The organism is Agrobacterium albertimagni AOL15 (assembly GCF_000300855.1).
GTDB classification, from domain to species: Bacteria; Pseudomonadota; Alphaproteobacteria; order Rhizobiales; family Rhizobiaceae; genus Allorhizobium; species Allorhizobium albertimagni.
In genome coordinates this window covers 72,430-92,610 of the sequence record NZ_ALJF01000015.1, presented here as the reverse complement: position 1 = coordinate 92,610, position 20,181 = coordinate 72,430, and the positions used below count along the sequence as shown (strand labels likewise).

The 20,181-nt window shown below is 59.3% G+C and carries 15 protein-coding genes and 1 pseudogene; 11 read left to right on the top strand and 5 right to left on the bottom strand.

Translation table 11 applies throughout. The annotated features are described in order from the left end of the window. Positions 1–28 precede the first annotated feature (28 nt). From lsrB to lsrA, 4 genes are read right to left on the bottom strand one after another with little or no spacing between them, the layout of a single operon-like run. Complete coding sequence (gene lsrB / locus QWE_RS19320; RefSeq protein WP_006727859.1) at positions 29–1,060, bottom strand: autoinducer 2 ABC transporter substrate-binding protein LsrB; 1,032 nt, start codon at positions 1,058–1,060, stop codon at positions 29–31. Next, positions 1,057–2,076 (bottom strand): ABC transporter permease subunit, encoded by a 1,020-nt coding sequence (locus QWE_RS19315; RefSeq protein ID WP_006727858.1) that lies wholly within the window; start codon positions 2,074–2,076, stop codon positions 1,057–1,059. Before QWE_RS19315 ends, lsrB begins: the two co-directional genes overlap by 4 nt. Next, complete coding sequence (gene lsrC, locus QWE_RS19310) at positions 2,073–3,098, bottom strand: autoinducer 2 ABC transporter permease LsrC (RefSeq protein WP_006727857.1); 1,026 nt, start codon at positions 3,096–3,098, stop codon at positions 2,073–2,075. Before lsrC ends, QWE_RS19315 begins: the two co-directional genes overlap by 4 nt. Further along, positions 3,091–4,593 (bottom strand): autoinducer 2 ABC transporter ATP-binding protein LsrA, encoded by a 1,503-nt coding sequence (gene lsrA, locus QWE_RS19305; protein WP_040300702.1) that lies wholly within the window; start codon positions 4,591–4,593, stop codon positions 3,091–3,093. The genes lsrC and lsrA overlap by 8 nt, the downstream gene beginning before the upstream one ends. Positions 4,594–4,833: 240 nt before the next feature. Here lsrA and QWE_RS19300 point away from each other — a divergent pair, with 240 nt between their 5' ends. From QWE_RS19300 to QWE_RS25600, 11 genes and pseudogenes are all read left to right on the top strand, one after another. Then, positions 4,834–5,781 carry a sugar-binding transcriptional regulator gene (locus QWE_RS19300; RefSeq protein ID WP_006727855.1) on the top strand — a complete coding sequence of 316 codons (948 nt, stop codon included), beginning with the start codon at positions 4,834–4,836 and terminating at the stop codon, positions 5,779–5,781. 4 nt (positions 5,782–5,785) lie between these two features. Then, positions 5,786–7,348, top strand: a complete 1,563-nt coding sequence (gene lsrK, locus QWE_RS19295; RefSeq protein WP_006727854.1) for an autoinducer-2 kinase — start codon at positions 5,786–5,788, stop codon at positions 7,346–7,348. 34 nt (positions 7,349–7,382) lie between these two features. Further along, positions 7,383–7,688 carry an antibiotic biosynthesis monooxygenase gene (locus QWE_RS19290; protein ID WP_006727853.1) on the top strand — a complete coding sequence of 102 codons (306 nt, stop codon included), beginning with the start codon at positions 7,383–7,385 and terminating at the stop codon, positions 7,686–7,688. 810 nt (positions 7,689–8,498) lie between these two features. Continuing rightward, positions 8,499–8,936: pseudogene (locus QWE_RS19285) on the top strand (ATP-binding protein); the annotation flags it as partial. A 445-nt stretch (positions 8,937–9,381) separates the two neighbouring features. After that, the gene (locus tag QWE_RS19280) at positions 9,382–9,885 is read left to right on the top strand and encodes an RNA polymerase sigma factor (protein ID WP_006727851.1); all 504 of its coding nucleotides are present in this window, start codon (positions 9,382–9,384) and stop codon (positions 9,883–9,885) included. Positions 9,886–10,042: 157 nt separating this feature from the next. After that, positions 10,043–11,035, top strand: coding sequence for a FecR family protein (locus QWE_RS19275; protein ID WP_006727850.1), 993 nt, complete (start codon positions 10,043–10,045; stop codon positions 11,033–11,035). Positions 11,036–11,147: 112 nt separating this feature from the next. Next, positions 11,148–13,568, top strand: a complete 2,421-nt coding sequence (locus QWE_RS19270) for a TonB-dependent siderophore receptor (RefSeq protein WP_006727849.1) — start codon at positions 11,148–11,150, stop codon at positions 13,566–13,568. 2 nt (positions 13,569–13,570) lie between these two features. Beyond that, the gene (locus QWE_RS19265) at positions 13,571–14,494 is read left to right on the top strand and encodes an ABC transporter substrate-binding protein (RefSeq protein WP_202802997.1); all 924 of its coding nucleotides are present in this window, start codon (positions 13,571–13,573) and stop codon (positions 14,492–14,494) included. After that, positions 14,491–16,431 carry a Fe(3+)-hydroxamate ABC transporter permease FhuB gene (fhuB, locus tag QWE_RS19260; RefSeq protein WP_006727847.1) on the top strand — a complete coding sequence of 647 codons (1,941 nt, stop codon included), beginning with the start codon at positions 14,491–14,493 and terminating at the stop codon, positions 16,429–16,431. Before QWE_RS19265 ends, fhuB begins: the two co-directional genes overlap by 4 nt. Positions 16,432–16,491: 60 nt before the next feature. Continuing rightward, positions 16,492–17,298: an ABC transporter ATP-binding protein gene (locus QWE_RS19255; protein WP_006727846.1), complete on the top strand. Its 807-nt coding sequence runs from the start codon at positions 16,492–16,494 to the stop codon at positions 17,296–17,298. Positions 17,299–17,845: 547 nt separating this feature from the next. After that, entirely contained in the window at positions 17,846–18,001 is a 156-nt protein-coding gene (locus QWE_RS25600; protein ID WP_193353715.1) for a hypothetical protein, read from the top strand. A gap of 363 nt (positions 18,002–18,364) precedes the next feature. On the opposite strand, the gene QWE_RS19245 is transcribed toward QWE_RS25600, so the two are convergent. Next, on the bottom strand, positions 18,365–20,167 hold the full coding sequence (locus QWE_RS19245) for an NAD(P)/FAD-dependent oxidoreductase (RefSeq protein WP_006727845.1): 1,803 nt from the start codon (positions 20,165–20,167) through the stop codon (positions 18,365–18,367). Positions 20,168–20,181: the final 14 nt, after the last annotated feature.

Below are 20,181 nucleotides of genomic sequence, written 5' to 3'. Positions count from 1 at the left end.
AGCCGCCCGCCGTGCGTTCGGCAGTTTGTTAGAAGTCGAAGTTGCCGATGTTGTCCTTGGTAAAGACGGTCCGCTCCGGAAGCAGGATGATGCCATTGCCCTCCGCCTCGTAGTCGTAACCCTGGACGCTGTTTGCTGAGACTTCGACGGTGCCGACGCCCGGGATTTCCAGCTTGTCGCCAACCTTCATCGGTCCGTTCTTCAGGACGTGATCGGCGACGTAGACGGAGATCTTGCCCTGTTGCGTGACGTCCCAGAGACCGAAACGCTGGATCGTGCCGCGCTCGATATAGGGGCGCATGACATTCGGCGTGGAGAAGCCGACAATCGTTACACCTTCGGCGCGCTTGAGGTTCTCGGCGGCCTGCGCTGCAGCGGGAAGCGCGTTGGCATCGGGAGCGATGATCGCATCGAGGTCGGGATAGGTCTGCAGAATGCTTTCGGCTGTCTGCAGGGACTTCTGCGCGTCATTGTAACCGTATTGTGTGGTGACGATCTCCCAACCCGGGTGCTCCTTGGCAATCTTCTGCTTTGCCGCTTCCGCCCAGGCATTCTGGTCGGTGACGGTGGGGCTCGAGTAGAAGAAGGCGACCTTTGCCTTTTCCTTCGTCACGCCTTCTGCTGCCATCTCGACCAGCAGGCTACCGAGTTGCTCCGGCGTTCCCTGGTTGATGTAGTAGCTGCGGCAATCCGGATTGACGTCGCTGTCCCAGGTCATCACCAGAACATCGCGTTCCATGGCACGCTTCAGGGCAGGGCACAGGCCGTCGGGCGAAACCGATGACACGATCAGGGCATTGTAGCCCTGGTTGACGTAATTGTTGATGAACTGGACCTGGCCCGAAACACTCGGCTCAGTCGGTCCGTCATAGGTTACCTTGGCGCCGAGCTCTTCGCCGGCTTTGACGGCACCTGCGCCACCCGAGGTGAAGAAGCCGACACCGACCAGCTTGGGGATGAAGGCAATCTGGTTTTCGGCACTGGCCGAGCCTGCGCCGAGCATCGTTCCGGCTGCAAGAACGCTCGCCAGAGCGCCCGATTTCAACATGGTCTTGATCATTTACTTTCTCCTCCTGAAGTGACCGTTGCCGTAGGCTTTTTCTGTTGCCGGGCAACGGCGATGAAATCGGCCAGCATTGCGCTCCCATGGCGCAATGCGACCGCGACAACCAGCAACCCTCCCGAAAGTGCGCTGGAAATCTGGCTGGGAACCCCGGCTGCCTGCAGACCCTGCTGCAGATAGCCGATGACGAATGTTGCAAGGAGCGTGCCGAGGATTGATCCCTGGCCACCATAGATCGATGCGCCACCGAGTACGGCTGCAGTGACTGCCGGCAGCAGTGTTGCGGAACCCAGATCGACACGGGCTGAACCGAAATAGGCCGACATCACGAGGCCGGCGATCGCTGCCGAAAGGCCTGTGATCACATAGGTGATCGTCTGAACGCGCCTGACCGGAATACCGGCGAAGCGTGCGGCGTCCTCGGACAGCCCCGCGAGGAAGACAGTGCGACCGAAGCGGGTGAAATGCAGCAGGACAACAAGGACAAATGCGAGCGCGAGGAAGAGTGCGAGCGACGTAGGTAGTCCGAGAAACTCGGCATATCCGAAGGCATTGAAAGCCTCAGGGAAGTTGCCAATTCCCTCGTAGCCACCAGCCCCGACAAGGCCGGATGCAACTGTGGCCGTGCCCTGGAACAGATAAAGGCTTCCCAGTGTGACAACGAGGGGCTGGATCTTCGACAGGTGAATGAGCGTCGCATTGAACAGGCCACAAATGCCGCCCGTCGCGAGTGCCAAAGCGATCGCCAGCGGTAAGGGGACGCCGTAGAATGTAGCAACGCCGAAGATGATGGCAGCCAGGCCGATCACCGAAGCGAAGGAGACGTCAATACCGCCGGCTATGATGACCAGGGTCAGCGGCAGGGCGACCATCCCGATCTGGATGAAGTCGGACGTACCGTAGACAAGGTTCGCGACATTGAGGAACCTTGGATTGATAAGCCCGAAGACTGCGAGCTCGACAACAAGCATGGCAAAGAGTGCCGTCTCCCATCGGAAGAAGAGATGCTTCATCGGGCAGCCTCCGCAGTGCGTGCAGTTGTCTGTTCGTGAGATGGCAAACGCTCATGGATCGCGTAGCGGCGGGCACGGATGCGCCGATCAATCAACTGCCGGATCCGGCCATCAAGCAGCAACACGCTCAAGAGCAGTGCGCCGGCGATGAAGTCGTTCCAGTAGGCGGGAATTTTCAGGAAGACGAGAGCACTGTCGATCGAGGTGATGAAGATCACTGCGGCAAAGACGCCAGCGACCGAGCCTGTGCCACCAAGAAGGCTGACGCCGCCGAGCACGTTGACGGCAATCGCCTTCAACTCGATGCCATTGCCAGCCTGGTTCGGGATGAATCCGATCTGGGCTGCAAAGACGAGGCCGGCGAGAGCGGAGCAGATGCCTGTCGCCACGAAAGCTGCAAACTGGACACGGCGCACCGGGACTCCCAGGTGGTGAGCGGCCGCCTTGTTGTCGCCGACAGCGTAGAAGAAGCGACCGAACCTTGTCTTGCGAAGGCCAATCCAGGTCAGAACGACGAGCGCGAGGACGACGACCGTAAGAGAGGAAAAGCCAAAGCCGAGATTGGCAGCCAGTGCCTTCAAGCCTTGTGGGAGGTCCTCGATCCACCGACCGCCCGTCATGACCAGCATGATTCCACGGTAGAGGCCAAGTGTTCCAAGTGTCGCCACGATGGAGGGGATGCCGAGATAGGCCACCATCAGACCGTTGAATGCGCCGGCGAGGGCGCCTGTCAGAAGGCATGCAGCGATTGCCAGCGGCAGGCTCATGCCGGCATTCAGCGAGAGACCGAGAATGGCTGCGCTCAAACCGAGGACCGAGCCACTCGAGACGTCGATGTTACGCGTCAGGATGACGATCATGGTGCCGAGCGAGATCAGCATGAGGACAAGGCTGCTCGAAAGGACAGAGGAAAGCGTGGCGCCTGACAGGTAGCCCGGTGCCGCAGCGCCGATGGCGGCATAGGCAAGGGCAAGAACGACAAGGAGGGTTGCGACGCGGTTCTTGGCAAAAAGGTCAAGCATGACGGGCCTCCGAAGCGCCGAAGGCAAGCCGCGCAATCGCATCGACCGAGATGTCGTTCTTCAGTTCGCCACCTTGCCGTCCGAAGGCCATGACTTCGACCCGGTCGGCCAGTTGCTCGATTTCGTCGAAGTCGGAGGAGATCAGGATGATCGCCACGCCTTCGAGAGCGAGTTTTTCGATGAGATTATAGATGTCGTTGCGCGCCGCCACGTCGACGCCACGTGTGGGTTCGTCGAGGATCAGCACCTTTGGCTGCACCGCCAGGCATTTTGCCATCAATACCTTTTGCTGGTTGCCGCCCGACAGGCCGCGCGCCTCCTGGCCGGCGCCGTTGCATTTGATGCCCATGGACTGACGAAACGCCTCGAAGCTCTTTTTCTCTGAGCCTGGCCGCAGGAAGAAGGGCAGGCGGTGCACGAGATAAGAGGAGACGTTCCAGAAGAGAGGGGCTTCGAGGAAGAGCCCATGCTGCTGGCGATCCTCCGGCAAATAGACGAGCCCGCGATCGATGCAGAGGCGTGGAGACCTCTTCCTGAGCTCCTGTCCATCAAGTGTGACTGTTCCTGCCGACTGATGTCTCAGGCCGAACAGGGTCTCGGCGAGCTCTGTTCGTCCCGCGCCAACGACGCCGGCAAGCCCCAGGATCTCGCCACTGCGGACCTGAAGACTGATGTCCTGAAATCCTTCACCACTCAATCCGGACACGGAAAGGCGAGGCGCATCAGTGTTGTCTGCGACGCGTTGCTCTCGAATCCTCGAAGGTGTCGCGCCGATCTGGACCCGACTCATCGCTTCGACGATGGCTGCATCGGTATAACTGTCGAGAGACCCTGAAAGCACGATAAGACCATCCCGCAAGACGCTGATTGTCCCGCAGATTTCCCGGATCTCACGTAGCTTGTGGGAGATGAAGAATATGCCGACCCCCTGCGCCTGCAGTTTTCGAACGCGGTCAAACAATGCGCTGGTTTCGAACGGGGTCAGCGCGGATGTGGGTTCATCGAGAATGAGGACGCGTGCGTCACGAACAAGGCCACGCAAGATCTCGACGATCTGTCGTTCTGCAATCTCCAGGGCTGCAGCCTGTCCATCGAGATCAAGCGTTACGGAGAGCTCGGCGATGAGTTGCTCGACACGGGGGCGAAGGGTCTGTGGCGAGGGCCGGAGGCCAAGGCAGATGTTATCCAGAACAGTCTGGTTGGGCAGAATGTGCGCTTCCTGCGGCACGAGATAGAGACCGAGTGCCTGGGCCTGAGCGGGTGATGCATGTGTTAGTGCCTGTCCGTCGATCTCGATCGAGCCTGAATTGGCCGCGATCACGCCAGACATGATCTTCATAAGCGTGGATTTGCCTGCGCCATTGCCGCCGAGGAGGGCGTGAACCTCTCCGGCTTGCAAATCGAGCGAAACGCCTTTCAGCACGGGGATTGCGCCGAAGGATTTCCAGATTTCGGTGAGCTTCGCGACCCTCCCGGTCGTCTGGCTACCTGTCATGCCGCACCTGTTCATATGTATCTCGTGACAATCAAGTGATCACAATGATACGAATTCGTCAACATGTTCACGAGACCCATCTTTTTGCCAACGACGTTATATTGCGCTGCAAACAATGAATTTTCGGCGGAAATCAACTGATTAGGCATGGTGGAATTTTTTCCATCAACGTCGACGTTGACGGATCAAATGTTTATTTGATATGCAAATGATCAATAAAGGCCGAGGGAGCCCTGGCGCATGGCATCGGAAAATCGTGAATGGAGTTATGCGGACGCAGATGAGGAAATCCTCACGCGGATCGCATGGTACTATTATAACGACGGCCTGACGCAGAATGAGATCGGCGACAAGCTCAACATGTCGCGGATCAAGGTGTCCCGGCTCCTGGAAAGCGGGCGCCGATCGGGCATAATTCAGGTGCGCATCAACTCGCGCTATCAGGGATGCCTCACGCTTGAGCGGCAAATCAAGGAACGTTACGGACTGCTGGAAGCCTATGTGGTTCCGCAGCTTCCCGATCAGGATCCGAGTGATCGGCTTGGCCAGGCTGCAGCACAATTCCTCATGCAAAGGCTTCAGACGAATGATCTGCTCGCCGTCGGCTGGGGGGCAACGGTTTCGAATACGATCCAACGCCTTGGACACCTGGCAAACGAGCGCAATATCGGCCTGGTCAGCCTGACCGGGGGTGTCGGTACCTATGTCGACGGGATGCGCACGGCCAACTGGGGAAGCAGCGTTCACCTTGTTCCTGCCCCGCTCGTCGTCCGCGATCCCGATGTTGCGCGCAATCTCTCCTCAGAGCCTGCCGTTGCCAATCTCCTCGATATGGCACTCAACGCGACCTACCAGCTCGTGGGTATTGGTGAACTCTCCGGAGCCTCGACAGTCGTGCGTTCCGGCTATGTGAGCCCGGATGAGGTCGAGCCTTTGCGCCGCAAGGGTGCTGTCGGCGATATCCTGTGCCAATTCTACAATGAACGCGGTGAGCCGCTCGACCTGCCTCTGCATGACAGGGTCATCGGGGTGAAACTGGCGGCGCTGTCTCGCGCCGAGAAGGTCGTGGCGGCAGCTGGCGGTACGCACAAGGTGCAAGCCATCCATGCCGCATTGCGTGGCAAGTTCGTCGGGATCCTGATTACCGACGAGACGACGGCGGCCGGCCTCCTTGAAATGAAGGACTGAACTCATGACCACTTCCTATCTGCTCGCTGTCGATGCCGGAACAGGCAGCGGGCGCGCCGTCATTTTCGACGAGAACGGAAACCAGGTGGCGAGCGCACAGCATGAATGGTGGCACAAGGCTGATCCGCGTTTCCCCGGATCCATGGATTTTGATGTAGAGGGGAACTGGTCTCTTCTTTCGCATGCCATTCGCGGGGCGATCGCTGAAGCAGGCATCAAGGCTGGTGATATCAAGGCTGTCAGCGCGACCAGCATGCGCGAGGCGATTGTCGCCTATGATAGCAACGGCCGGGAGATCTGGGCCTGTGCCAATGTCGATAGCCGCGCCGTCAATGAAGTGCGGGACCTGAAGCGGGAATTCCCTGAACTGGAGCGAGAGCTCTATGAGAAAAGCGGACAGACCTTTGCGCTTGGGGCTCTGCCCAGGCTTTTGTGGCTCAAGCGAAACCTGCCGGAAATCTATGGCGGCATTCACCGCATTAGCATGTTGTCCGATTGGGTTCTGGCCCGCCTTTCCGGTGTCATCGCCAGCGATCCCTCCAATGCGGGGACGACCGGCCTATACAGCTTGACGGCGCGCGATTGGCTGCCAGACGCCATGGCCAAGGCTGGTCTGCGCGACGACATCTTTCCAGAGAGCGTCGAGCCGGGAACGATGATCGGAAGGGTGACGGAAAAGGCCGCGTTGGAAACGGGACTTGAGGCGGGAACACCCGTCATCATGGGCGGTGGCGACTGCCAGAGCGGTGCGGCGGCGATCGGTGTTGTGCGGGAAGGGGACTGCGCCGTGCTTGGTGGCACGTTCTGGCAGCAGGTGGTCAATGTCGGTCTTGATGTATCCGATCCGTCGATGGATCTTCGGATCAATCCGCATGTTGTAACCGGGCTCAACCAGGCCGAAGCAATCAGCTTCTTCGTGGGCGCCGTCATGCGCTGGTTCCGTGACAGCTTTGGCGCGGAAGAGATGGCCGCTGCCGGACCAGACGGAGACGCCTACACGCTGCTGGAGCAAACGTCAGCGTCTATTCCTCCTGGCGCCTACGGCATCATTCCGGTTTTCTCGGACGTCATGCATTACGGCAATTGGTACCACGCTGCGCCTTCCTTGCTGAACCTTTCGATCGATCCGGACAAGTCCGGCAAGGCTGCCATTTTCCGGGCCTTGCAGGAGAATGCAGCCATAGTTGCTGCACGCAATCTCGATGCGATTTTCAGGCTGACGGGGAAGACACCTGAAAGAATCGTTTTTGCTGCCGGTGCGTCGAAATCTGCCCATTGGTCACAGATCCTGTCTGATGCGACAGGGCTGCCCGTCGTGACACCCGTCGTGAAGGAGGCAACCGCCCTTGGATGTGCTGCTTCCGCTGCGATTGGCATTGGCCTGAGACGCGATTTTGTCGAAGCTGCGGAAAGCTGGGTCCGTTGGGACAAACATTTCGAACCAAACCCCGCGCATAAGGCCATCTATGATGAGGCTGGCGACCGATGGGCACGCGCCTACGCATTGCAGCGCCAACTTGTCGATGAGGGCATCACCACGGCCATGTGGAAGGCACCCGGCCTCTGAATTTCAAGATAAAACAACTAGTCAGGATACAGTTATGCTCATTCAAATGGTCGCAATTCACGTCAAGCAAGGCCATGTCGACGAGTTTCTCGATGCTTTCCGGATCAATTATGAGGGCACCCGCCGCGAGCCCGGAAACCTTCGCTTTGACGTGCTACGCAACCCCGAGGATGACCACAGCTTTGTGATCTACGAGGTATTCAAGTCCGCAGAGGCACTTGATGAGCACCGCAAGACTGCGCACTACCTGGAATGCGTGCGCCGCATTGATCCCATCATCACGGGGCCGCGCACGAAAACCTTCTACAATGTGGAGATGGCGGATTTTCTGACGGCGTGACCCATTCAGTTGGCGCGGCCTTCCATATCGGATGGCATGTCGTGCTGTGGGCGCGTAAGTTTGGGACGGATATTTTCGAGTCCGTCCGTATTGCTTAAGTCGGCTTCAGATGGATCTGATGGCGCCGTCATCCACGCGGATCTTGCTTCCCTTCATATACAAGTGTGGCTCGAAGGCCAGGAAGACGGCAGCGGCGGCAAATTCCTCCGGGCGGAATGCCGGCTGGGGATTCGGCGGCGACCTCCTTGACGCCCTTGGCTGAGCGGGTGGCTGCTGCTGCGTCGCGTTCGTCCACCCTTTTTGTGTGGATGCGCCCCCGCAACCAGATCTTACAAATTCCACCACTTCAGAAATTTGCTTGAAAGATCCTCAGCCCCAGCCTCGAGGAGCTTTTGCCTTTTTGGCCTCAGCGTCGATCTCTCCCGAGACCATGATCGCCATCAGATCATTCTGGGCGGCGGCGATGAATTGCTGCTGATGGGGCCTTCCGGGTCTGGTAAGACGACTGTCCTCACACTTGTCGGATGTCTGCGCTGTGCAGGATGGATCAGTGCGGCTTCTGGAAAGAGATGCACGCGGGTCTGCCGCTCAGATCGGGGCGGATCGGCCAGTGTCGCGCTTCTAAATGGCTGGCGAGCACGTGCCTCCAAATAGCTTTGACAAGCCGTTTTCGTGGTTGCACTGGCATCCGCCATGCTGCAGGCCCCAAGTTCTGATTACAATCTGGCGCCGTCAATCTTTCAGATGGTCATAGCGTGACTTTCAATTGGTCGCCGCTGTAATTGCGAATGGTCATCGAAGGAGTTCGCTGTGGCGCTTTATCCAAGGCTCGTTGAGCAACGCGTGGCCGATGCCATGTCGGACACGCGAGTTGTGCTGATCGATGGGCCCCGACAATCAGGGAAGACGACGCTGGCGAAGAAGATCGCTGCCCAGGCCATGGAGTATTACACTCTTGATAATGCGACCACCCTGGACGCAGCGCTTCAGGATCCTGTTGGCTTTGTCAGAGGTATAGATCGCGCTGTCATCGATGAGATCCAACCTGCTCCGGAGCTTCTCTCCGCAATCAAGGAGAGCGTCGATACTGACCAGCGTCCGGGACGCTTCCTTCTGACCGGTTCTGCCAATCTCATGACCTTGCCGCGTGTGTCGGACTCGCTCGCAGGGCGGATGGAGATGGTTCGATTGCTTCCGCTCGCGCAAAGCGAGATCAGAACTGCCAGCAGCAGCTTTCTGCGCGACGCGGAGAGCGCCTATCCGCTATCCCGATCTCGGCCCTTAGGCGCTAACAGGGAATTCGATTGGGGCTCTACATCCCGGCGTTGCTGACGTTTGGATTATAACTGGATCGATTCCACTCAAAAGCAGGTGGTGTGAGTGTGGATATAGGAGACACTCATATCCTCTCGCGCATAAGCTGCAAAAAGGTTGTACCACAGCATCGCTGATGCAAGCTGAGCCTTCTTTCGGCACGCCAGAAGAAATAACTGGTATGCATTCATCAAGTTTTTGTTGCATCTGTTTGGTATGCGATTTAGTGAGCGACAGCTAGGGAAGCTCGTGGATGTATGGAGTTCCCAATGCCCCTGAAGCGTATCAAACGGTAAATGGTAGCTCACCGAATAAATAATTGTGCCCCCCTCTGTGTGTTGCAATTGTCATTCAGGAGGCATCGCACTTGCCTTCAGTCTTGAACGCGATTTTTGCCGCCCACCGGCGCTCCCTATTGTGGACGGTGATGCGTATTGTGCGGGATCCTTCCATAGCTGAAGACCTGGCGCAGGAGACTTACCTGCGTGCCCGCAAGGCGGTCGAGAATGGCCGGGTCGAGCACATCGAGGGCTTCCTCCACCAGACCGCTCGCAATCTTGCGCTCGATCATCTACGGCGCCGCAAGACGCGGGCAGGAGCGGAGGTGGAGGGCCTGGATGAGGCTTTCCTTGCCGCCGTCTCGGCGGACATTCCCTCGATTGAGCAGGCATTGATCGAGAGGCAGACGTTAGGCGTGTTTCAGCAGGCGCTTACCACCTTGCCGAAGCGCGCCCAGGCCGTGCTGCTCCTCAGCCGCATCGAAGAATGGTCCAATCTTCGCATAGCTGAACATCTCGGCATTTCCGAACGGACTGTCTTTAATGATCTAAAACTCGCCATGGCCCATTGCCGGGATGCCATAGCGCGTCTGGACGGGAAGTAAGGACCACGGGATGGCGTTTCCTTTCACAGTCTCGTGCAAAGTGATTACCGTGAATACGGGCCGACTATTCGTTCCTGTAAAGAATTTTGCGGGATTGGATGTGCTCATGCGTCAAGGTATCAGGAACCTGCAAACACGCTTTGAGTGGATCGGCTAAGTGAGACATCAGGACGCGCAGGACAAAGACCGTACGGATAGCGACTTCACCCATACCGATCCTGTGGTGGATCAGGCCCTGGGCTGGTTCTTGCGGCTGCGTGACGGCAAGCAGGATGCAGCGACGCGCGCCGATTTTCGCGCATGGCTGGCGAAGGATCCCCGACATGAGGAAGAATTTCGAGGCCTTGAGATTGTGTGGAACTCGGAACCTTTCCTTGAAGCCGTGAAAGCGCTGCCTGTCGCCCGGTCCGCGCTGATGCGGCCGAGCGGCCCCCGCTGGCCGCGGAGGGCTGCTGCTTTGGCCGCCTCGATTCTAATTGCTGCGGGAATCTGGCAATACCCGGCCCTGACAATCGCGCTCCAGGCGGATTATGTTACGGCGACGGGAGCACAGAGGCGAGTTCTGCTGCCGGATGGCTCCATGATGTTGCTCAATACCGACACGGCGGTGGCGTTGGACTTCGGTGCCGGCCGGCGTCACATCCGCCTGCTGCGTGGCGAAGCTTATCTCGATGTCGTACACGATGCCGCCCATCCCTTTACCGTTAGCGGCCGATATGGCGAGGTCGAAGTGCTGGGCACGGCTTTTTCGGTCAGAACGGGCGCCAACGAAGATGCGGTCATACTTGAGCGGGGCCGTGTCCAAGTTCTCTGTCTGTGCGATGGCAAGGATAGGGCGGTGCTGCAGCCGGGCGAGACGGTCAGCATAACGGCAGCGTCCGTGTCGCCGGTTCATGCTGCCGATACATCCGCGACACTCGCCTGGCGCGAAGGCCGGATCGTCTTCGAAGACGCACCTCTCGGAGATGTTCTCGACGAACTGCGGCGCTATCACGGTGGAGCGATCCTGGTCGCTGATGAGCGGGTGAACCAGCTGAAGGTGACCGGCAATTATCGCCTCGATGATGTCGAGGGCGCGGTTCGGACTCTTGCTGACGTGGCAGGGGCCGGATTCCACCGCGTTCCCGGCGGCCTGATAATCCTTCGATAGAGTGTCAACTTTTTTTGCCGGTTTTGAAACCCTGCTGCGTCCTTGCTGACAGAGGGGTCGGAAACGCCTGATGTGCGGCCGATCCATGTGTTGAACGAGGGGTAGGACGAGTATGGCAAGGGGCGAAAAAGAACGCGTTGAGATCACGACTGACGAGCGTCGTCGGCACCAGAAAACTGTGCTTCTCGCATCCACCATGCTCGCCTGCATGGTCGGTTTTGCTCCGGGTATTGCTTCGGCTCAGGCCCAGACTGTCGCTGGTGCAACGGAAACAATCAGCTTCCAGATCCCGGCCCAGCCGTTGTCGGCAGCCATCAATGCCTTCATCCGCCAGAGTGGCTGGCAAATCAGCTATTCGCCGGTGCTGGCCGCCGGCAAGACCTCGACGGCCGTTTCCGGCAGCATGAAACCGACTGCGGCCTTGCAGCAGATCGTCAATGGCACCGGCATCACAGTCAGGATCAGCGGCGCAGGCTCGGCGGCGCTGGTTGGCCCCCAGGGGGCGGATGCTGGTCTAGCGGCGGCCGAGGGTTCCACCGTCCTCGATCCGATCACGGTTGTCGGCGACAACAACGGGGCGAACAGTTTTGTCTCGTCCAACTCCACTGGGGCACTCAAGACAAATACGCCTCTCATAGAAACCCCGCAATCGGTGTCGGTCATCGGCCGCAAACAGATGGAAGCGCAGAACGCACAAAGCGTGTCGGAGGTCCTGCGTTACGTTCCAGGTGTTGCCATCGAAACTTATGGACCGGATCCGAAGGGCTATGATTGGATCATGATGCGGGGTTTCAACGCTCAGGCCACGAGTTCCTATCTCGATGGGCTGAGACAGGTTTCCAGCAGCTACAGTTTCTTCCGTACTGATCCTTACGCCCTGGATAGTGTCGAGGTTCTGCGTGGCCCATCATCGTCGCTCTACGGCCAAAGCGATGCAGGCGGCATCGTCAACAAGACCTCGCGGAAGCCGACAGCAGACACGGTTCGGCAGATTGAAATGCAATACGGAAGTCACGACCGGAAACAGGTGGCGTTCGATTTGGGTGGCGCGGTCAACCAGGAAGAGAGCGTTCTTTACCGGATCATTGGCGTCGCTCGGAATGCGAACACTCAGTTTGAGTATTCCAACGGCGCAGATATTGGGGACGACCGGCTGATGATTCAGCCGGCGGTGACTTGGAAGCCCGATGAGGATACCACGCTAACGGTGACCGGTCAGGCGCTGAAGGATAAGAGCGGCGGCACGATCATGCTCTTCACGCCGACAAACATTCTCCTTGGTGACCCCAATTTCAACCAGAGTACCCAGGAGCAACAAAGCATCGGCTATGAGTTCGAGCACCGGTTCGACGACACTTGGACATTCCGCCAGAACGCGCGTTACGGCCATGTCGACTTCACGCTCGACAACCTTTTTCTTTCTGGGCTCTCCGCATCTGGCCTTAACCGTGTTGCCCGGCATTTCGACGAGAGCTTTGATACCTTTTCAATCGACAACCAGGCCCAAGCCGAGTTCGAGACGGGTGCCTTATCCCACCAAGCGCTTTTCGGTCTTGATTACAGCTGGTCTGATGCCGATGTCCGGCGTTTCCAGGGGGCGGCGCCGTCTCAGAATCCTTACGCACCTGTCTACGGCGTCACTGTCCCGACACCCACAACGCCCATGATTAGTTATGCGGAACGCTACAGCCAGACAGGCATCTACGCCCAGGACCAGATCAAATTCGGAAATGGCTTCGTCGCAACGCTGGGTGGGCGCTATGACTGGCTCAGCCTGGACACGCATAACCGTCTGACAGGTGCTGATACCGATATCAACATCGGTAACTTTTCCGGTCGCGCCGGCCTCAGCTACGTCACGTCCTTCGGTCTTGCTCCCTATGTCAGCTACTCGCAGTCCTTCGTCCCGAACAGCGGTGTGGATGAAGACGGCAATACCTTCGATCCCTCGAAGGGCCGCCAGTGGGAAGCCGGCTTGAAGTATCAGCCTGAAGGCTTCGATGGGCTGTTCACGATCGCCTATTTTGACATCAAAAAAACCAATGTCTTGAACTACCTCGCCAACGGCTTTGCTGTGGCAACGGGCGAGATCGCTTCGCGCGGTCTGGAGCTGGAAGGCAAGGTTAGCCTCGGCGGTGGCTGGGACTTTGTCGGTTCCTACACGTACACCGATGCGGAGATCACACGCGATGCCACCGGCAATGTGGGCAAGCACCCCATGCTCGTGCCAGAACAACAGGCCTCAGCCTGGTTGAACTACACGTTCGAGGCAGGCCTTCTGGAAGGCGCATCGCTCGGGGCTGGCGTTCGTTATGTCGGCAAGGTCTACGGCAACAATGCCAACACGTTCTCCGTGCCCAGCCGGACGCTGGTCGACCTTGGGGCAAGTTACCGGATCAACGAGCATGCGAAGGTCTCCCTGAATGCGACCAACCTGTTCGACAAGAAGTACTTTTCGACCTGCGAGGCGAGCTACTCCTGCTATCAGGGCGATCGACGTACCGTTATCGGCAAACTGACCGTCGATTTTTGAGATTGGGGAAGGCGCGGCCGCAAGGCCGCGCCTCCACGAATGTCATGTTGAACAGACGCTTTTTCATCACCGGTAGCCTTGCCGCTCTTCTGCCTTCGATGCCGGTTGTGGCCGAGGCCGCAAGGCGCATTGCCGCCGTGGATTGGGCTGCCGCCGAGTCTCTTCTTGCTTTGGGTGTCGCGCCACTCGCCGTTGCCGATACTGGCTACTACAACCAGCGCATGCCGCAACTCCTGCCCGCCTCGACTTACGACATCGGGCCCTTCTGGGAAGTCAACCTGGAACTGCTGGACAGGCTCCGCCCAGACCTCATTCTTATTGGCGCAGCTAGCCTGTTCATGACGAAGCGCCTGAACGAAATCGCGCCGGTCGAGGTCGTCGAGGATATGACGGGCGATAAGTCTTACGGGCGGGCGGCAGCCATTCTTCGTCAGTGCGGACGTGCTGCGGGCCTTCCGTCCAGTGAAGTCGAGGCCGTCCTGTCAAACATAGAGCAGCGAATGCAGAGCCTTGCCGCCAAGGTTGGACGAGGGCGGCCGGTTTGCATTTTGCTGCCGGATCAAAGCGGCAGCCGCGCCATGGTCTACGGCAATGGCAGCATGCCAGGGGCCGTGGTCACCCGTCTGGGTCTACAAAATGCGTGGCAGGGACCAACCAATGCCAATGGTTTCATTCAGGTCGGGTTCGATCAGCTGATGGCGTTGGAGGATTCCGTCTTCATGCAAATCGAGATCCCGTCACTTGCTCCGCAGACGAACAGGGCGCTGAGCGACAGCCAGCTCTGGCATCGGCTTCCTGCGGTTCGTGAAGGACGCGTGGTGCGCATGCAACAATTCTATCCGTTCGGGGGATGTATCTCGACGCTTCTTCTTGCCGAGGCTTTGGCGCGCGCGCTTCAAGACCCCTTGGGAACAGGTATACCATGAGCATCACCCTTGCCCGACGCAGCCTACCGCGTGGCCTCGCCCTGATCTCCCTGCTGGCCATGCCGGCTCTTGCTCTTGCCGTACTGGCCATCGTCCAGGTCAAAGAACCAGCCATACTATTCTATGCGACTTTGCCGCGCATTGTTGCTGCGCTGGTTTCCGGCTGCCTTCTGGGGTTGGCGGGCGGTGTGTTTCAGAGAACCTTCGGCAATTCGCTTGCCGAACCGTCACTTCTCGGCATCTCCGGCGGAGCGGCACTGTGTCTCGCCGCATCGCTGGTCTTCGCCCCGGTCTTATGGTCACACGGATATCAGATCGTGGCACTTGCCGGGGCGCTCATTGCGCTTGCAACCGCTTTCGCCGTTGCCTGGGGGCCGCACCTTTCTTCCCAGACACTGGTGCTGGCCGGTGTGATGATCAATCTCTTCTGCAACGCGGCTTATGCCGGCCTTGTCCTTTTCAATCATGACTTTCTCAGCAATCTCCTGACTTGGCAGGCCGGTTCGTTGCAGCAGAGTGGTTGGGGACCGTCGCTTCGTCTGACGGTGCTTGCCGCTCTCTCTCTTGGTCCGCTTCTGCTCCTGGAGCGGCCGCTACGGCTGCTCTCCCTCGGTGATGGTGCAGCAGCATGCCTCGGTCTTTCGGTGCGCAAGGTGAAGCTGATCCTGCTTCTCATCGCTTCGCTGGTGGCCGCGTCCGTCACCGCAGAGTTCGGCCAGATCGGTCTCGTGGGGCTGGCCGCCCCGGCGCTTGCGCGCGCTATTTGGCGTGAGGCCCATGCGGGGTTGCTCCGCTGCGGGGTGACGGGAGCCTTTCTTCTGCTTCTGACGGACCAGGTCATGCGTGTGCTGTCCAGTGTGCTGGGCGATCTGCCGGTCGGTGCGGCCGCAGGCCTCCTGGCAGGACCCTTGCTGGTCGTGCTCGCGCGAAGGACGCCGATCAATACGCCACGGCCAATGATGCTCGCCTTTGCGGCGCGGGGCGAGGGGGACGGAAGGCGGCTGATGATCTTGGTCCTGCTTCTATCGGCTGCATTTGCGATCGCGGCAGTCGTTGGACGCGGACCGGAAGGTTGGCAACTTGCGGGACGGGACGATCTGGCATTGGTCTGGCGGTGGCGTCTCCCGCCGCTCCTGGCAGCATGCGGCGCCGGCCTCTGTCTCGCTGTGGCGGGCTTCATTTTGCAGCGCTTGCTGCGCAATCCCCTTGCAAGCCCCGATCTTCTTGGCATCAGCCATGGTGCCGGTCTCGCTCTTGCTGTCGCCTTTGTCATCCTTCCGACGCTCGGGGTTGCAACGAAACTGGCGGTTACCTCGGCAGGCGCCATTGCCGCCCTGCTGGTCGTGACATTGCTTGGGCTTCGAGCGCGCTTTGAACCCACGCGGATGCTGCTGCTCGGCGTCGGTCTCGCAAGCATGGCGAATGCCATGCTCGTCATCGCGCTTGCCAGCGGCGGACAAAGAGGTGCCGCGCTCCTCGGATGGTTTTCAGGCATGACCGCAGGCGTGGACCTCACAACGTCTGTCGCGGCATGCCTGGTGGGTCTTGCCGGTCTCCTTGCCTGCATTTCGCTCTATCGGCAGATGGACTTGATATCGCTGGGCGATGCAGCAGCTACGGGGTTCGGCCTGCGTGTGGCCGTAGTGCGCGCGACCGGCATCGCTCTCGCCGCAATCCTGACAGCCGCCGGTACCATGGTTGTCGGTCCAATCAGTTTCATCGGCCTGATGGTGCCTCATGCTGCCGCGATCCTGGGTTTTCGCAGGACAGCGGGGGCAAGCGTTGCCAGCGGTCTCATCGGAGCCTTGCTGATGACGGTTGCTGAGTGGCTGAGCCGTAATCTTGTCTGGCCCTGGGCGCTTTCGCCGAGCCTGCTGGCAGCACTCGTCGCCGGACCCTGGTTCCTCTGGCAACTGCGCCGTCAGCAGAGACAGTGAGCAAACAGCCCTTGTCCGTGCAAACCCTTTTATTCCAGCGATAGCAGGAGACATATTCCCATGCCGCTTCCAGCCCCGGTCCCCGAGAATATGGCACCGAAGTTCTCCTTGCAGGGGATTTCCTTTACCGTTACCGGCCGCACCATCCTGCAGCCGCTGGATCTGGACCTTCCGACGGGCAAGACGATAGGTCTCATCGGACACAACGGGTCAGGCAAGTCCACCCTGGTCCGGCTGCTTGCCCGGCAAATCAGGCCCAGCACTGGACAAATTCTGTTTGATGGACGCCGGCTAGAAGCCTGGTCGAACCGCGACTTCGCCAGGAGCCTTGCTTACCTTCCACAGCAGACGCCGGTGCCTGCTGGAACCAGCGTCCGCGAGCTCGTCAAATTCGGACGTTATCCCTGGCATGGTCCTCTTGGCGCTTTCGGCCGACTGGATGAGGAAAAGGTGGCGGAAGCACTCGAACTCACGCGCACGATGACGCTTGCCGATCGTTCCGTCGAAACGCTGTCTGGGGGCGAGCAGCAGCGGGCCTGGATTGCCGCGCTCGTCGCACAGGATACGAAGTGTCTCCTGCTCGACGAACCCATTTCGGCACTCGACATTGCACACCAGATCGCGGTGCTAGATCTCGTCCAAAAACTCACCAAGGCAAGGGAGCTCTCAGTTGTCATGGTTCTCCACGACATCAACATGGCGAGCCGCTACTGCGATGAGATCATTGCTCTGCGTGATGGTAGCCTCATCGCCAGAGGATCGCCACGTGAGGTCATGACGACAGAATACCTCAAGCACATCTACGGGGTGGAGTTCACAATCCACCACGCAACTGATGACGGTCGGCCGTCAGCACTGCTTCGTTGAACAGCTGGTGCGCGCGTGCGTAATCCGCCATCTATAGCAAAAAGCTGACGCTGAATCAGCGTTCAGGTGGGTCACCGTTCGGATCATTCAATGCGCTGATCCACTCAGATCATGCAACGCCTGTCAAAGCGGAACCTCCACACCCGGATGCCGAGTGTGGAGGCCGTGACTGCAGACGAAGCTTTCCTGGAAGCTAATGGGTTACCACGGCACTCAAGTTGCCCGTACTGCGAAAAGGTGTAAGGGTTGGGCCTCAATTGACCTTTTCAAAGCTGCGCTTGCCGTGATTGTACTTTTCGATCCTTATTTTATCGGTGATCGTCAGCCGATCCAGGTCCTGGCCAATCAACAACGGGCCGTTGTAGACGCTACGTGTCGCAGCCTCCAGATCGCCACGCGTCGGGGGCGCGATTTGAGGGCCGCCGATCTGCACTGATCAAGGCGAGCAGAAGATGCCGGCACGGTCCATCGCGCCGTGGTCGCCAGCGATGGACCGGCGGGGCTGTCTCACATTCTTGCTCGTGGAGGTATCGCTGCGGGACGCAAAGTGTTATCGGCCTTTCCGCCTGTCCGTTTGCCGATCACTGTCGTCTATCTCTTACGCCGCAATGTTCCGTTGCGTGTCCGTGCTCTTCTGGATTTCCTCGTCGATGCCGTCGGCCAGGACGTGTTGATGGGTACGGCTGAGGCGGCGGCGGGGTGAGCTCACGGCAGACCGGTCAAGGCGGGCCGACTGCGAGGTGGTGTCAGCCTGACGGGCGGGCCGTGGAGATGCATTTGCCCAAAGCGGGAGACGACACTCGCCGAAACCGGGCCTCCACTCGCGCGACATGTTTGGCCTTATATACCCGAAACAGGCCGAGAAAGAGAACGCGGATTTCGAACTAAGGACCTCTCCCAAACGGAGGGTTGTCGGTTCCAGATCCTTTCAAATCCTAGATGACCGCTATCGCATAGCCAAAGGCCACGGTAACACCCATCCGCCCGGAACATCAACTATCGAGACGACCAGAGTGGCGGGAAGATGCGGGTGGGGGGCGCCGGTGGATCCGGCGCCCTTTTTGTTTTACGACAGGTGGTGCGGCTTGGAGAGGCCGTAGACGGCGATCTCAATCCCGGCTTGGCGCGCCTTCAGCTGCAGCGCCAGGTATTGCGAGTAGTGGCGGGACTGGTGAAGGTTGCCGCCATGGAACCACAGCGCTTCCTGTTGCGTCGGCTTCCACATGTTGCGCTGTTCACCCTCCCAGGGACCGGGGTCCTTTGTCGTGTCAGAGCCGAGGCCCCAGCACTTGCCGACCTTGTCAGCCACTTCGCGCGAGATGAGATCGGCGGCCCAGCCGTTCATCGAGCCGTAGCCGGTCGCGTAAACGATGAGGTCCGCTGGAAGCTCAGTGCCGTCCTTGAGCACGACGGCATTCTCCGTCAGGTGCGAGATATCGACGCCCGACTTCAGCTTGATCGAGCCGTCGATGACGAGATCGCAGGCCCCGACATCGATGTAATAGCCCGACCCCCGGCGCAGGTATTTCATGAACAAACCCGAATCGTCATCGCCGAAATCCAGCATGAAGCCGGCCTTTTCGAGCGCCCTGTAGAACTCGGCATCCTGCTCGCGGATCTTGTTGTAGATTGGGATCTGGAACTCATGCATGATCCGGTAGGGCAGGGAGGCGAAGATCAGATCGGCCTTGCGCGTCGTCATTCCGCCCTGGACCGCCCGTTCGGAGTAGAGATCGCCAAGCCCGATGTCCATCAGCGAGTCCGACTTGACGATGTGGGTGGACGACCGCTGCAGCATGGTGACGTCGGCGCCCGCTTCCCAGAGTGCCGCGCAGATATCATGGGCGGAATTGTTCGAGCCGATGACGACAACCTTCTTTCCAGCATAGGCATCCGGCCCCGGATGCTGCGAGGAATGCTGCTGTTCGCCCTTGAAGATGTCCTGGCCTTCGAATTTCGGAACATTTGCCTTGCCAGACATGCCGGTCGCCATCACCAGCTGCTTCGGCTTGAGCACCACTTCCTTGCCGTCGCGCTCGACCACCACCGTCCACTCGCCGGTCGTCTCGTCGTATTGCGCCGACTTTGCCGTGGTCGAGCCCCAATAGTTCAGCTCCATGACCCGGGTGTACATTTCAAGCCAGTCGCCGACCTTGTCCTTCGGCGTGAAGACCGGCCAGTTTTCCGGGAAGGGAATGTAGGGCAGGTGGTCGTACCAGACCGGGTCGTGCAGGCAGAGTGACTTGTAGCGCTTGCGCCAGCTGTCGCCTGGCCGTTCGTTCTTCTCGATGATGATGGTCGGCACGCCGAGCTGGCGAAGACGCGCGCCGAGCGCGATGCCGCCCTGGCCACCGCCGATGATCACCACATAGGGCTGAGTGGTATAGCCGAGTTCGGCCGCCTCGGTTTCCCGCTTTTCTTTCCAGGTCTTACGGTTGCGGTCATGGCCGTGCTCGGCGCCCATCGGGCGGCGGAAGCCCTTCGGCTCCTCATGACCTTTCAGTTCCGTCATGGTGGTCAGAAGCGTCCAGATCAGACCGTCCTTCAGGCGGATATGGCCGTAGCCACGGGCGACGCCGGTTTCGAACTCGAACCAGCCCTCGGTGACGCCACCGGCCTCGGAAGCCGCCTCCCTAGTGTCCTGGACGAAGGTGGATGGTCTTGTTGCCGCAAGCTGGCTCCCCAGCATGTCGCGGACCTGCTCGTGGCCTTCCAGCGTTTTCAGGTTCCAGGTGAAAGTCACCAGGTCGCGCCAGTAGCAGTCGGCCTGAAACAGGTTGACGGTGGCCTCGATGTCGCCGCTTGCAAGCGCCCTTTCGAGCTTTGCAAGCGCCGTGTCGATCTTGGTTCTGGGGCTGATATCAAGCATGTCTTCTCCTCCAT